At 58.0% G+C, this 13,592-nt stretch carries 11 protein-coding genes and 1 pseudogene; 3 read left to right on the top strand and 9 right to left on the bottom strand.

What is annotated here, in order from left to right:
- Positions 1 to 62: 62 nt before the first annotated feature.
- The 8 genes from AB4O05_RS01225 to AB4O05_RS01260 all read right to left on the bottom strand — a co-directional run bounded on the left by AB4O05_RS01225 (position 63) and on the right by AB4O05_RS01260 (position 6,095).
- Positions 63 to 1,220 (bottom strand): glutathionylspermidine synthase family protein, encoded by a 1,158-nt coding sequence (locus AB4O05_RS01225; RefSeq protein WP_460133680.1) that lies wholly within the window; start codon positions 1,218 to 1,220, stop codon positions 63 to 65.
- A gap of 12 nt (positions 1,221 to 1,232) precedes the next feature.
- The gene (locus AB4O05_RS01230) at positions 1,233 to 1,946 is read right to left on the bottom strand and encodes a DUF1190 domain-containing protein (protein WP_460133677.1); all 714 of its coding nucleotides are present in this window, start codon (positions 1,944 to 1,946) and stop codon (positions 1,233 to 1,235) included.
- A gap of 18 nt (positions 1,947 to 1,964) precedes the next feature.
- On the bottom strand, positions 1,965 to 2,393 hold the full coding sequence (locus tag AB4O05_RS01235; protein ID WP_460133676.1) for a DUF350 domain-containing protein: 429 nt from the start codon (positions 2,391 to 2,393) through the stop codon (positions 1,965 to 1,967).
- A 15-nt stretch (positions 2,394 to 2,408) separates the two neighbouring features.
- Positions 2,409 to 3,083 (bottom strand): DUF2491 family protein, encoded by a 675-nt coding sequence (locus AB4O05_RS01240; protein WP_460133674.1) that lies wholly within the window; start codon positions 3,081 to 3,083, stop codon positions 2,409 to 2,411.
- Positions 3,070 to 4,104 carry an ion channel gene (locus AB4O05_RS01245; RefSeq protein WP_460133671.1) on the bottom strand — a complete coding sequence of 345 codons (1,035 nt, stop codon included), beginning with the start codon at positions 4,102 to 4,104 and terminating at the stop codon, positions 3,070 to 3,072. Before AB4O05_RS01245 ends, AB4O05_RS01240 begins: the two co-directional genes overlap by 14 nt.
- A 68-nt stretch (positions 4,105 to 4,172) precedes the next feature.
- Positions 4,173 to 4,733, bottom strand: coding sequence for a rhomboid family intramembrane serine protease (locus AB4O05_RS01250; RefSeq protein ID WP_460133670.1), 561 nt, complete (start codon positions 4,731 to 4,733; stop codon positions 4,173 to 4,175).
- Positions 4,734 to 4,797: 64 nt separating this feature from the next.
- Positions 4,798 to 5,496 (bottom strand): PspA/IM30 family protein, encoded by a 699-nt coding sequence (locus AB4O05_RS01255; RefSeq protein ID WP_460133668.1) that lies wholly within the window; start codon positions 5,494 to 5,496, stop codon positions 4,798 to 4,800.
- Positions 5,497 to 5,513: 17 nt separating this feature from the next.
- Entirely contained in the window at positions 5,514 to 6,095 is a 582-nt protein-coding gene (locus AB4O05_RS01260) for a YjfI family protein (RefSeq protein WP_460133667.1), read from the bottom strand.
- A gap of 369 nt (positions 6,096 to 6,464) precedes the next feature.
- Here AB4O05_RS01260 and ycaC point away from each other — a divergent pair, with 369 nt between their 5' ends.
- Complete coding sequence (ycaC, locus tag AB4O05_RS01265) at positions 6,465 to 7,097, top strand: isochorismate family cysteine hydrolase YcaC (protein WP_078833508.1); 633 nt, start codon at positions 6,465 to 6,467, stop codon at positions 7,095 to 7,097.
- 51 nt (positions 7,098 to 7,148) lie between these two features.
- On the opposite strand, the pseudogene AB4O05_RS01270 reads toward ycaC, so the two are convergent.
- A pseudogene (locus tag AB4O05_RS01270) lies at positions 7,149 to 8,190 on the bottom strand (PDDEXK nuclease domain-containing protein).
- Between the two features lie 340 nt (positions 8,191 to 8,530).
- Between AB4O05_RS01270 and AB4O05_RS01275 the strand changes: the two are divergent.
- On the top strand, positions 8,531 to 13,162 hold the full coding sequence (locus tag AB4O05_RS01275) for an RHS repeat-associated core domain-containing protein (RefSeq protein WP_460137712.1): 4,632 nt from the start codon (positions 8,531 to 8,533) through the stop codon (positions 13,160 to 13,162).
- A complete protein-coding gene (locus AB4O05_RS01280) occupies positions 13,159 to 13,491 on the top strand; it encodes a hypothetical protein (protein ID WP_460133664.1) in 333 nt (110 codons plus the stop codon). The genes AB4O05_RS01275 and AB4O05_RS01280 overlap by 4 nt, the downstream gene beginning before the upstream one ends.
- The last annotated feature ends 101 nt before the right edge of the window (positions 13,492 to 13,592 follow it).

A 13,592-nucleotide genomic window follows, 5' to 3' on the forward strand; every position in this document is an offset into this window, starting at 1 on the left:
CATTTAGCCAATCGGTTGAGGCGTGTCGGGCAAGTACTGACTGAGAAGCCCAGCAGGCTTTTTCAATCCAATATCAAATGCGGCAAAAACCGGCTCGAGTCCTTGGTGATCAAACTATCATCCTCCCGCACTCCGATCCCCGCCGCCTGGTCGCCAATCACCCAAGACCCGATCAGCGTATAGCTGTCGCCAAACTTCGGCAGCGGTGCAAACTCTTGAAGGATAAACGGCGCATCCGTGTAGGGGCCGTCTTCTTTTACGACCAGGCCGTCGGCGGTTTGCAGTTCGATGTTAGCGCCTTCCCGTGAGAAGAACGGTTTGCGCACCCAGCCCTTGGGCACGGCTTTGCCTGGGTCGGTGTCCAGGTGGGCCGCGAGCAGGTTGGGGTGGCCTTTGTTGAATTCCCACAGCAGCGGCAGGATGCCTTTGTTGGAGAGGATGGATTTCCACGCCGGCTCGAAGAACTGTGTGTCGCTCTCGGCAATCGCAGCACCAAAGGGTTCGTGGAAGATGAATTCCCAGGCGTGCAGTTTGAACAGGTGGGGAATCCAGCGATCTTCAAGGTCGACGAAACGGCCTTCGCGGGTGAGGCCGATGTCTTCGATGTCGATGTGGCGTGATTCGATGCCGACTTTTTCCGCGACCAGGCGCAGGTAGTCGGTGGTGCCTTTGTCTTCGATCGAGTCTTTCATCGAGGCGAAGTAGAACGGCTGGGTGAGCTGCAATTGGGCAAAAGCCTGATGCAGTTTGGTGTCGATGCTGTTGAATTGGTCGGCCTGTTTGGGCAGCAAGCCGCGTTCGATGCATTGTTCCAGCCAGCCCCACTGAAACGCCGCCGCCTCGTAGAGGCTGGTGGGGGTGTCGTAGTTGAGTTCCAGCAGTTTGGCGGGGCCGGTGCCGTTGTAGGAGAAATCCATGCGCCCGTACAGGTGCGGGTGACCTTCCAGCCATGAGGTGCGGATCATGTCGTAGAAGGGCGCGGGGATGCTCAGGCGGTCGAGCAGTTCTTCGCTCTGGACCACGCGGGCCACGAGGTCCATGCACATGTCATGGATCTCGTTGGTCGGGTCTTCAAGGTCATTCTCGATTTGCTGGAGCGTGAACTGGTAATACGCGCGCTCGTCCCAGTAAGGTTCGCCGTCGATGGTGTGGAACAGAAAGCCGAGGCTGTCGGCGGTCTGTTTCCAGTCATGACGTTCTGCGCATTGGATTTTCTTCATGGCCCGCCTTCCTTAACTGCTCGACCCGCCGCCGCCCCAGCCACTGCGCGCGCTGGCTTTGCTGCCGAAGCCGCCACGGGAGGTGGCCGACGCAACGGAACTCGACTGGCTGGAGGAACGCAGGGTGTTGGAGTAATTGCTGCTGCCGTACCGGGCCTGGTTGGAGCGGCCGAAGGTCGCCCCATTGGAGACGCGCTGATTGAGCGTCGAGTTGCCGTAGTTGCCGCGATCATCGCGGTAGCGGTACACCGGTTCGGAGCGGTAGCTGTTGCGATTACTGCTCAGCATGTTGCCGATCAGCAAGCCGGTCAGCAGGCTGCTGGTGGAGAAGCCTGAGCCGCCGCTGTTCGCCTGGGAGCCGGCCACTTGAGCATTGGCAGCGTCGACCTGGGACTGGGTCACCTGGCCTTCGGCGGTCAGTTCGAAACCGCCCAGCTTGGGGATGAACTGGCCGTTGGAGTCCAACTGGCACCAGCCGGCAACAAAGTCGGCATCGCAATCGGCCTGGCTGGCATACACCGGGGCAATACGGCGATGCTCGGCCATCGCCTTCATGTAGGCGTCGGAGCAGATGTCCACCGGCAACTTTTCATCGGCACACTGCTGAACCGACTGGAAGTTGTATTTCTTCTGCAAATCGTAGGTTTTTTCGGTCGGCCCGCAGCCGGATATCGCCATGGCGACCGACGCAGCCAGCGAAAGCTGGACGTACTTGCTTCGTTTCATCGGGAGCTCCGTGCGCAATCAGTTCTGGGAAGGCGTCATGCACGCGGCATTCAACATGCCGACGCTGATGGCCACCGCAGCCACGTAGATGCCGGCGGCGAGTTCGCCTTTCTTGATGCGCTCGGACGTGCCTTTGAGCACCAGGCTGGTCACCAGGAACGCCAACAGTTGGACGACGGCCGCGATCACCGCCCAGACCACGAAGTCGAGAAGGCTGATCGAGTAGGCAATGACGTTGCTGGCCGGAATAGCGAAGCCGACGATGGCACCGCCCAGGGCGACCGCCGCCGACACGTTGCCCCCACGGATCAGTTCGAATTCCTTGTGCGGCGTGATGCGGGTGTAGACGAACTGGAACAGCGCGAACAGCACGGCAGCGCCCAGCAGGTACGTGACAAACCCGAACACGGCCGCTTTGTTCAGGGAGATGGAGAGAGCTTCTAGCATGGACGGCTTCCTTTTTTAGAGCGCATTCAAGTCGGTTGTGTACAGCGAAATGCCCAGCGATGTGCTCAGGCTGACGGTGCCTTCGGCGTCTTCTTCGACGGAAAACAGCAGGAACTCACGTCGATCGGTCAAACCGGTATCACGGGCGTATAGCATCGAGCGGTGCTCGACGCTGTAGGCGTCCTCGGGGTTTATCACGTGCTCGCTCATCGCCACTAACTCTGTCTGGCCATCCTCGCTGCCCCACACGCGGGCGTACTCGACGCCGTTGTGGGTGTACGTCGGCAGCCCGATCAGGCTCTGTGGCCCCGCCAGCCGACGCAGTTCCGCTTCGCTGCTGAGGGTGACGTAACTCAGGTAGTTGAACAGGATCACCGACTCGACCTGCCCGGCGATGTCGCCCGTGGTGTGCACCTGCAGCCAGTAATCTTCGTCGTTCATGTAATAGCGCGACAGCCAGGTCGACTGCCCGAGGTCGACGGTGCCGTTACTCCAGATTTCCTGGGAGCCGGGGATCACCACCGAGGTTTTCTCATCGAGCAACAATTTCAGGCTCGCGTCGAACATCACACCCTTGCCCGGCGCCAGGCCCAACGGGCCGGTGCTCGGCACGGTGCTACCGGCCGTTCCTTTCGACGTGGGATTCGCGTTCGGGGCCTCAAGCCCCATCAGTTGTTTAAGCCATCCCATTGGAGATTTCCTTGAGGCGAGTGGAGGCGATATAGAAGAGTTCGCCGCCTTCAACGCGCGTGGCACTGGGCGGGTTGATCGACGGTTGCCGGGCACCTTTGGCGCGATAGCCGATAAGGGTGGCGTTGTGATGCTCTTTCATCCGCGCGTACAAATCGCCGAACGTGGCTTCAAAGGCCTCGGGCAATTTCATCAGGTATTGAGTGGCGCCCTGCCCCACGCACAGCAGCTCATTAATGACGACTGACGAACCCGGATCCTGAGAGGCGCGCACCAACATTTCCATGGCCATGCTCGACGTGCATTCCAAGCTGGGCGCGTAGGAGCTGGCAAGGGCGGCAATTTCACTTTCATTGAAGTGGGCGACCACGTGCCCCACAGGGCTCAACTGATTCACCGCCAGCACGGTGGCCAGGGTCAAGTCGTCAGACGGGGTTCGCACCAGCACACGCTCGGCCCCCGGCACACCGGCACGCCGTAAAAACGCAGTAGAGGACAAGCTGTCGCCTCGAATGAACGCCGCCTTGCCCGGCATCGGGTTTTCTTCCAGGGTGCAGTCGCAAATGACGATCAGGTTGTCGTTCGAGGTTTCATCTTGAAGCAATAATTCAATAACCCGTTCGCTGCACACCCCTTCCCAGCCAATGAGCACCGTATGGCCAACCTTGCCGGTGAAGTCGCCTTTGCCCTTCATGCCTTTTCTCCATGCATCGATAACACTGCTGGTGGTTTTGCCGATGGCTGCCGTCAGCAGCGCAATGCCCCCGAGCATGACCCAGGTAGCCACAAAAATTCGCCCCGCCGATGTCTGCGGCGCGAGATCGCCATAGCCGACGGTGAGTGTGGTGGTGAGGTAGAAGTAAATAAATGTGGCGGCAGCGATGAGGTGCTGTTCGCCCAGCAATACAAGGCCCAGATAGGCCGTGCTCAGGTGTATACCCAAGGCAATGACCAGCCCGGCCCAGCCGAATCGGTGAAAGAGGGAGGTGGCGTACAGGCGCAACAAAAGAAAAATCGACATTTCGTCCCTGGCTCCCTGGGGTACTTTTCCCGATGAAGTCGCCTCTACGCCTGTAGGCGCAAGTGCGGTCAGCCGGCATTAAACCTGCTGCGCGGCTTGGAGAGAAGTACCTTGGCTGCAATAAACCCGGCAAATGCACCAAAAAGATGACCTTCGAAGGAAACACCCTGGCGGGGCAGGAAGCCCACGATCAGGCCGCCATACAGTAACGCCACGACACAGGCCGTTAGCAGGTTGCTCCAGCTTCGGTGAAACCAGGCGCGGGACAACAGGTAGGCCCATAGCCCAAATACCCAGCCGCTGGCACCGACATGTATGCCTGCAAAACCGAACAACCAGACCAGCGAGCCACCCAGCAGAATGGTGATCACGCTGACGGCCACGAACCGATTGACCCCTTCCATGATGACCAGGGTGCCCAGTACCAAAAAGGCCACCAGGTTCGCACTCAGGTGGGCAAACGATGCGTGCAAAAACGGTGAGGTGAGGATGCCGGGCAACCCGTGCATCGTTCTCGGGATCAGGCCGAACGCCACGAGGCTGTAACCGGTCATTGCATTGAGCAGTTGCAGCGCGACCATGAACAGGGCCAAGCCGGCAATTATCTTGAAACCTTTCAGGGCACCCATCCTGACCTCGACACCTCGACATAAAAAAGAAGGGCAGCGAGTGCCCTTCCTGCGGCGGCGTCGCTTACTCGGCCGACTTTTGCTTCAGGCGTTCCAGAATCGCATTGGCACTGCCTTCGTTCGGCGTGATGCCGGCCTCGCGCAACTTGCGCTCCAGGTCGGTCCCCGTCGATGCCTCAGCCAGTTCATCCTGGGCCTGCAGCTCTGCGGCGCGTTGCTGCTGCTTGGCCTGCAGGCGATTGAGCGTACCGACGGCGGTTTCCAGCTTGCCGTTGGCACCACCACTGGCGATGGAGGCGCTGACCTGAGCCTTCTGTACGCTTTCGCGCGCCTTGGCCATGTCCACTTGCTGGCGCAGACTTTTAATCCGGCTTTCGGCCTTGGTGATGTCCTTGCGCATGCTGTCAGCGTACCCACCGAACTCGGCGGTCTGCTTCTGCTCGACGTCCCGTTCGTTGGTCAGGGTCGAAATGGCTTCGGCCACTTCCAGGGCCAGGTCTTCACGATTGGCCTGGATAGCGGCCATCGCCTTGGACTCCAGGTCCTTGATCTTGGCGTCGTACTCGCTGACGCGATCAGCCGCCAGTTTGTGCTTGGCCATGATGCTGACCAGCTCGCGCTTGGCGTTGGCCAGCGCGGTGTCAGCATCACGAATTTCCTGGTCGAGGATGCGCAGGGCTTGTTGGTCGACGATCGATTCGCCGACTTCGCTGGCACCGCCACGCAGCGCGGTGAACAGTTTGCTCCAGATGGATTGAGTCATTGGATACTCCCGAATACTTAATTGAAGAAACGTTCGAAGGCTTCGCTCGCGCGCTGCACGTTGTCGACCAGGGTTTTCACCTCGGTCACGATATTGGTCAGGCTGGAGTCGGAGCTCAAGGCGCCGAACATGTTGTAGACCACTTGCCCGTTAGGCATGGACTCGATACCGATCGAGGACAGCGGGAACATTTCCCGGCTGCGCAGCACTGCATCGTTGAATGCCGTTACGTCATTGATGGACTCGACGTCGACCAGCACGGTATCGACGATGATCTGCTCGCCCACCACCGCGATGTAAATCGGCAAGCCACCGAAGTCGTTCATTTCCAGCTTGATGCTGGACTCGGAGCCTTGGACGAGAGAAAGCGTAATGTCGTTGGACACCACGTCATCCAGAGCCTGAAGAGCGGTGAAGAGACGATCGATATTCCAGTTGGTACCTGCGCTCATGAAATTCTCCGACATGAATGAACCCGCCAGAATCGGCTGGCGTAGCTGTTTCTCCATCTGCTTGAGCAGGCTTCGGTTTTCGGGAAGCACCCAAGTTTCGTGTTTCACATAACCGGCGGCCGCCAGCCCCGCGCGCATCTGCTTCATGTAAAAGCTCGATGGCTTTTTCGCGGACGGCTTCGAGCGCTCTCCCTTAAGGCTTGCTGAATCGGTATCGGACCCGGCGGACGGGCTCGATGGAGAGCTGCTTTTCATGGTACTGACCTCGGTGTGAAAAACTCACGCGTGAGAAAATCTACAGGCATTTTTGGCCACACTCAATAGCTCACGCGTGAGATTTTTTGACTTACTTTTCCCGCCACGAAAAGGATCAGTCCTACTGATAAACTCCGAATTGTCGCATCTGAGTTGACGGTATTACCCATTCCAGCCGATTTATCCCCCAGCGCCCGCCCATTAATCTGTGCCCATGTTGAACGCAACGCCCAACCCACTTAAACAAAAAAGGATTCAACCATGAGCACGCCAACCTACAACCGCTTGAACAAAGACGACGCCGTAGTCCTGCTGGTCGACCACCAGACCGGCCTGATCTCCCTGGTGCAGGACTTCTCGCCCAACGAGTTCAAGAACAACGTGCTGGCCCTGGCCGACCTGGCCAAGTTCTTCAACCTGCCAACCATCCTCACCACCAGCTTCGAGCAAGGCCCCAACGGCCCGCTGGTGCCGGAGCTGAAGGAGATGTTCCCGGACGCGCCGTACATCGCCCGCCCTGGTCAGATCAATGCGTGGGACAACGAAGACTTCGTCAAGGCGATCAAGGCCACCGGCCGTAAGCAGATCATCATTGCCGGTGTGGTGACGGATGTGTGCGTGGCGTTCCCGACCTTGTCGGCGCTGGCGGAAGGGTTTGATGTGTTTGTGGTGACCGATGCTTCCGGCACCTTCAACACCACGGTGCAGCAAGCGGCGTGGAGCCGGATGACGCAGGCCGGTGCGCAGATGATGAACTGGTTCTCGGTGGCGTGTGAGTTGCACCGCGACTGGCGCAACGATATCGAAGGCCTGGGCAATCTGTTGTCCCAGCGCATTCCCAACTACCGTAACTTGATGAACGGCTACGCGGCGCTGACGGCTCATCAGAAATAAGTAACCTGAACTTCGCGACAAGCCTGCCCTGAAAAGCAGGCTTTTGTTGTTTCAAAGCGCCGCATAGGCCAGCTTACGCTCGATTTGCTCGATGCTCGGCAAACGGCTTTTCAGCTCTGGCGGCAACGTTTCCACCAACTGGTATTGCGCGACGCCGATAGGTCGGTTGTTATCGCGCAATGCGTATTCGGCAACCACTTCGTTCTTGCTTTTACACAGCAACAAGCCAATGGTCGGGCCATCCTGTGGATGTTTAAGCTGGGCATCCACGGCGGCGAGGTAAAAACTCAGCTTGCCCAGATGCTCTGGCTTGAATTGACCCGTCTTGAGCTCTATGACGACGTAGCATCGCAGCGTCAGGTGGTAGAACAATAAGTCGACGAAGAATTCGTCACCGCCCACATCCAATAGCACCTGCTGGCCAACGAAGGCGAAACCCGCCCCCAGTTCCAGCAGAAAATCGGTGACGTGTTTGACCAGGGCTTTTTCTATCTCGCGCTCCTGCGCGTCCAGGCCCAGGCTGAGGAAGTCAAAACGGTAAGGGTCTTTCAGCGACTCACGCGCCAGCGTCGGATTGCGGTTTGGGCAGATGACTTTCGAAATTGCTGATGGCCTTGCCACTGCGCTCCAGCAGACGATTTTCGATGTGCATCACCAAGGTGTTGCGCGACCAATTATTTTCGATGGCTTGGGCGATGTACCAGCGGCGGGTTTCGGGGCCGGGAAGTTTGTCCAGTAGTGCGACTTGGTGATACCAGGGCAATTGTGCAAGCACCCCTTGCACAAACTCAGAATCCGGCCAGGCCTCGGCAAACGCGCGCATGTACTTGAGGTTACGCGGCGAAAACCCTTTCATATCGGGGAAGGCCGCACGCAAATCTTGAGCGAGACGGTCGATAACCTTGCTGCCCCAGCCCTGCTCGCTTTGGCGGGTCAATATGTCGTGGCCGATGTTCCAATACAGCAACACCAGTTCGCGGTTGACCGCCAGTGTCGCGCGTTGCTGTGCCGTATGGATGCGGCCTTTGAGATCGCTTAGCCAATCACTGTAGCCCGCGGGAGGCGCGGTCAAGCCGATAGATTCGTCGCTCATGCCTGTCTCGCTCTTGAGTTTTCGGCAGGCTAGGCAGAGACCAATGCCGTCACAAGGGCTTGAGGGCGCTTCAGGAAGGCTCCTTCGAGCCTTACGGAACGGTCCTGCTGGCAATTGAAAATCGAGGTATTGCGCTGAGGATGCAGACCCAACTGAAAAAACGCTCAGGAACATTGGCTCGTCAATGAGCAAGTTCGCGATTTGAAGTGGCCCTTAGCTGCGAGTGAGGGCTGACTTTTTCTCTCTACGCGTAAGCCCATTCTGTTTTTCCAAACCGCTCATCCAGTCGCTTTTTACTGCGCCAGACTCCGACACCTTGCCCCTCGTCGAGACGTCACGGATGACCCACGCAGCCCACATTGCCGCTATCGAACACGAACTGGATGGCTTTCATCAGAGCCTGGTGATTTATCGCCAGCAGATGGACGCTTGGTATTCGCGTGCGCTGGATTCGGTGAGCCATGCGACGGATATGCCGTCGTTGTTGGGGATGGATCGAGTCGTCCGGGTTGGGGATACACAGCGCTCCGTGAGCATATCCGATGCTGACTTTGCGACCGTGGCCCGCTGTCCGGTGGGCGGCGAGCTGAAGATCGAGAGCACGTTCGAATCGGTGTACGACGTGCCGATTGGCGACATCCCGGTTGAGGTGATCGGCCTCGATGACGGCAGCTCCACAGTGATCATGCTCGATGAACACGGCAAAGGCTCGCACTACTGCGCGGCGGGTGAGCGCTATCAAGTGCGGGTGCAAGGCGTCGTTTCTGCGGAGCAAGTTCACGCGCTGTTTGCTTCTTACGCCGGGCTGACAGGCGATCTGGAACAGTGGCTTCGCAAGCAGTGGTCTGGCTTTAAGCCGCATTGGCAGCAATCCACCGCCAGTGCGATTGGCAGCGGTGTGTTGGCGGGCAGTTGGGCCGCGATCATGGACGTGTGGGACAGCATCAAGCTGGTGCAGGCGATTCTTGAAGATCCGTTGAAGTTCGTCGAACAGCTCGGTGATCAGGCTGCCAAGTTGGCGCAAATCGCCACCGATGCGCCCAAGGTCATGGAACAGGCGATGTTGCTGGCCAGCGATGAGGCGGCGCTGTTTCTGTTGGTGCGTACGGCGATGCTGTGGCTGGACGCGTTGCCGCCCGGCCAGGTTGCGCAGGTGGGCGCGGGGTTTGTGGTGTCGTTGCTGATCGACCTGGTGATTGGCGTGGTGTTGACCCTCGCCCTGCCGGCGGCGGGTGTGGCGTATCTGGGTATGCGCCTGGTCAAGTACGGGGCGCGGATACTGAATGCGGCGGTGGGTTTTGTTGAAGGCCTGCTGAAGATTCTGAACCGGTTTATGCAGGCGGTGGATCGCTACAAGGCCGTGGCGATTCGCGGGGTGGTCGGCGGGGTGAAGCAAGGCACGCTGCAGATGCGCTGGCGGGCGCGGCAGAACACGGTGCTGAAGCAGAAAGAATCGGTCGACGATGTGCCTGCTGTGGCGACGAATCCGAAGGGCGATGCGGCGGCTTCGGCGGATAAGACCGCTACTAATGGCTGCCCGGTGTCGATGGTTAGCGGGGAGGAATTGCTCACCCTGACCGACGGCACGCTGGACGGGATCTTGCCGTTTGAGTGGACGCGCTTGTATCGCACCAGCGCGGTGGAACTGGATGTTGGGTTGGGGTTTGGCTGGAGTCATTCGCTGGCGCAGCGGCTGGTGGTTTCAGGCAATTCGGTGGTGTGGACCGACCATGAAAACCGCTCGACTGAGTTTCCGCTGCCTAGCGCTGCTCGGCCGGCGATTACCAATAGCCTGGCTGAAGCGGCGATTTACTTGGGGACTTCGCCGGACGAGTTGGTGCTGGCCCAGGCGTCGCGGTTTTATCACTTTCGCGATGGTGTGCTGTTCTCGATCAGCGATGCGTATGACAACCGCCTGCGGATTTCCCGGGATTTTTCCGGGCGCATTGAGCGGCTGGATAACGGCGTGGGGCGTTCGCTGTGCTTGCGTTATGAGGCGGGTCGCATCGTCGCGGTGGATTACCAGGTTCAGCGGGCCGAAGGCCGTGAAGAGTATGCCTGGATCACCGAGCAGAACGTTGTTTCCTACGCCTATGACGACGCGGGACGACTGGTTGGTGCGACCAATGCTGTAGGTGAGCGCGAGGTTTATCGCTACGACGATCAGCACGTCATTCTTGAACGGGGCTTGGCCGGTGGCGCGAGTTTCTTCTGGGAATGGGAACGGGCTGGCAAGGTGGCACGCTGTGTGCGGCACTGGGCCAGTTTTTCGCAGATGGACACGCGCTATGCTTGGGGGGATGACGGCCGTGTCACGGTGCAGAACGCCGATGGCAGCCAGGAAGTGTACGTCCACGATGACCGCGCACGACTGGTGCAGCGCATCGACCCGGACGGTGCCGAGCACTTCAAATCCTACGATGAAAAAGGTCGGCTGACGGTCGAGCAGGATCCGCTGGGCGCAGTAACGGCCTATCAATACGACGATGCCGGACGCTTGGTGGCGCTGTTTCCGGGGGATGATGAGCCGACGTCCTACGAGCATGACAACGGCTTCGTACGGGTTGTAAGGCGGGGTCAGGCGGTCTGGAAATATGAGCGCAATGACCAAGGCGATGTCATTCGCAAGACCGACCCTGACGGTAATTCCACAGACTACAGCTACAACAAACATGGCCAACTGACGGGGGTTTGGTACCCGGATCGCGGCTGTCACCGCCTGGCGTGGAATGAGCGCGGTCAGCTCATTGAGGAGCAACTGCCGAATGGCGCTATTACGCGCTATCGCTATGACGACCTGGGAAGGCAAATTGCCCGCGAGGATGAACACGGCGCGCTGACCCAATATCAATGGGACAGTGTCAGCCGGTTAGTTCGTGTCGTAATGCCCGGCGGTGCAACGCGCGAATACACCTACAACCCCTACGGCAAAATCACCGCCGAACGCGACGAACTCGGCCACGTCACCCGCTACGAATACGCCGACGGCCTGCACCTGATCAGCCGCCGCATCAACGCTGACGGCACCCAGGTCAACTACCGCTACAACAACGCTCGCTTACTGCTGACCGAAATCGAAAACGAAGTCGGCGAAACCTACCACCTAGACTACCACGCCAACGGCCTGATCCAGCAGGAAATCGGCTTCGACGGCCAGCGCACCGCCTACGTCTATGACCTCAACGGCAACCTGCAGGAAAAGACCGAACACGGCGACGATGGCAGTCAGCTGATGACCCGCTACGAGCGCGACCATGCCGGCCGCCTCGTACGAAAAACCCTGCCAGACGGCAGCAAGGTTGATTACACCTACGACCGCCAGGGCAATCTCCTCAGCGTCAACGACGGCCACTGGGCGTTGGCCTACGAGTACGACCACCAGAACCGCCTCACCGCCGAACATCAGGGCTGGGGCACCTTGCGTTATGGCTATGACGCCTGCGGTCAACTCAAACACCTGCGCCTGCCGGACAACAACCGCCTCAGCTTCAACCACGACAAAGGCGGCGAGCTCGCCACTGTTGAGTTGAATGGGGAAACACTCACATCGCACCTATTCAAATCAGGCCAGGAACACCAACGCCAACAAGGCCAACTCCTCAGCCATTACCACTACGACGATCAGCAGCGCCTGCACGCCCACACCATCACCCAGCAGGAAAACCACCTCTACCAACGTCACTACGACTACGACAAAACCGGCAACCTCACCCGCCTCCACGACACCCGCAAAGGCGAACACCGCTACCACTACGACCCCTTAGGCCGCCTGACCCGCGCCGACCACTCCCAAGACCTGCAGGAACGTTTCGGCCACACCCCCGCCGGCACCCTGCTCATGCAAGACCGCCCCGGCCCCGACATCGTCGCCGGCAACCGCCTGATGATCCAGGGCGACCGGCATTACGACTACGACGCCTTCGGCAACCTCATCCGCGAACGGCGCGGCAAAGGTCAGCAACTCGTCACGGAATACCGCTACGACTGCCAGCACCGACTCATCAGCCTCAAACAACCCAACGGCCAAACCGCCAGTTACCGTTACGAACCATTTGGCCGACGCATCAGTAAGACCGTCGATGGCATAACGACAGAGTTTTTCTGGCAAGGCGACAAACTCATCGCCGAACACAACGCCGACCGTCACCGCAGCTATCTCTACGAACCGAACAGTTTCAGGCCGCTGGTCCTGTTGGAAGGTTTCGGCCCAAAAGACACCAAGCCGTACCACTACCAACTCGACCACCTTGGCACACCGCAGGAACTCACAGACCCAGAGGGCGACATCGTCTGGTCCGCCCACTACCGCGCCTACGGCGAAATCGCCCGCCTCGACGTGGGCAAAATCGACAACCCGCTGCGCTTCCAGGGCCAATACCTCGACGAAGAAAGCGGCCTGCACTACAACCGCCATCGCTACTACAGTCCGGATATTGGTCGCTACCTCACACCGGACCCCGTGAAGTTGGCGGGTGGGATCAACTCCTACCAGTACTCTCCAAACCCTACAGGATGGGTAGATCCGTTAGGCTTAAACACCTGCCCCGGGGGAGACGGTTGTAAGCCAGAGGTAACTGCTAATGAACCGGCCAAAACTGTAAAAGCTGATGAAGGAGATGCTGTATTACCAAAAACAGGAGGAGCTGAGCGATCAGCTAAATACTCAGCGAATTGGAAAACAGCTAACCTGAATGAAAACATTGTCAAATTTGCCGGCACCGATCCAACTGTAACCACAACAGACAAAGGCAAAAAAATATACAAGAACCCTCTCAATGGAGTTGAAGTTGTAGAGGACATCAATGGAAACTACTTTAGAATCTACGACCCATCATTGCCGGGATCGAGACGATACTTAAGCCTTGAAGGCGTCGTGCCCAACAACAAGACATCTCTTTCAGGAAAGCAAATGGGCAGAACACAAAGTGAATACAATGAAGCAACCCATTTCAATAAGGAACCGAAACAATGAAGATGATTTGTGTCCCACTTACGCTAGAGGCTATGAGGTTATTGGACATAAATAATTGCCCTGACTCTCTGCTTGAAATCATTCACCTCACCGATGAAGATTATAAAAAACTTCTGATCTCTGGCGCAGTGGAAACTATAAATAACACCCTGGGAAAAATAATTGACGACTACGAAGACGAGATTATCAATACCAATGAGGACCTCATAAAGGCGCTAGCGATATTTAAAGACCACCTGACGCCTGAAAACTCATCAGTAATGAAAAAACTGATCCACCTGAACACAATCGCAATCAAGAGCCACACAGGGCTATTTTTCTTCTTTTAGCTTAATGCATGTACTTGGCAAATGGTCATTTTCCACCATTCTCAATAGCGCAACTAAAACATTGAGTTTAATAAGCTAATCACTCGCTACTCCAGCTTTTT

This window comes from Pseudomonas sp. S1_G07 (assembly GCF_054668565.1).

What these genes read in the sequence shown, in the direction of transcription:
- AB4O05_RS01225 (WP_460133680.1), bottom strand. Translation starts at nt 1,220, where the DNA reads ATGAAGAAAATCCAATGCGCAGAACGTCATGACTGGAAACAGACCGCC.
- AB4O05_RS01230 (WP_460133677.1), bottom strand. Translation starts at nt 1,946, where the DNA reads ATGAAACGAAGCAAGTACGTCCAGCTTTCGCTGGCTGCGTCGGTCGCC.
- AB4O05_RS01235 (WP_460133676.1), bottom strand. Translation starts at nt 2,393, where the DNA reads ATGCTAGAAGCTCTCTCCATCTCCCTGAACAAAGCGGCCGTGTTCGGG.
- AB4O05_RS01240 (WP_460133674.1), bottom strand. Translation starts at nt 3,083, where the DNA reads ATGGGATGGCTTAAACAACTGATGGGGCTTGAGGCCCCGAACGCGAAT.
- AB4O05_RS01245 (WP_460133671.1), bottom strand. Translation starts at nt 4,104, where the DNA reads ATGTCGATTTTTCTTTTGTTGCGCCTGTACGCCACCTCCCTCTTTCAC.
- AB4O05_RS01250 (WP_460133670.1), bottom strand. Translation starts at nt 4,733, where the DNA reads ATGGGTGCCCTGAAAGGTTTCAAGATAATTGCCGGCTTGGCCCTGTTC.
- AB4O05_RS01255 (WP_460133668.1), bottom strand. Translation starts at nt 5,496, where the DNA reads ATGACTCAATCCATCTGGAGCAAACTGTTCACCGCGCTGCGTGGCGGT.
- AB4O05_RS01260 (WP_460133667.1), bottom strand. Translation starts at nt 6,095, where the DNA reads ATGAAGCAGATGCGCGCGGGGCTGGCGGCCGCCGGTTATGTGAAACAC.
- ycaC (WP_078833508.1), top strand. Translation starts at nt 6,465, where the DNA reads ATGAGCACGCCAACCTACAACCGCTTGAACAAAGACGACGCCGTAGTC.
- AB4O05_RS01275 (WP_460137712.1), top strand. Translation starts at nt 8,531, where the DNA reads ATGACCCACGCAGCCCACATTGCCGCTATCGAACACGAACTGGATGGC.
- AB4O05_RS01280 (WP_460133664.1), top strand. Translation starts at nt 13,159, where the DNA reads ATGAAGATGATTTGTGTCCCACTTACGCTAGAGGCTATGAGGTTATTG.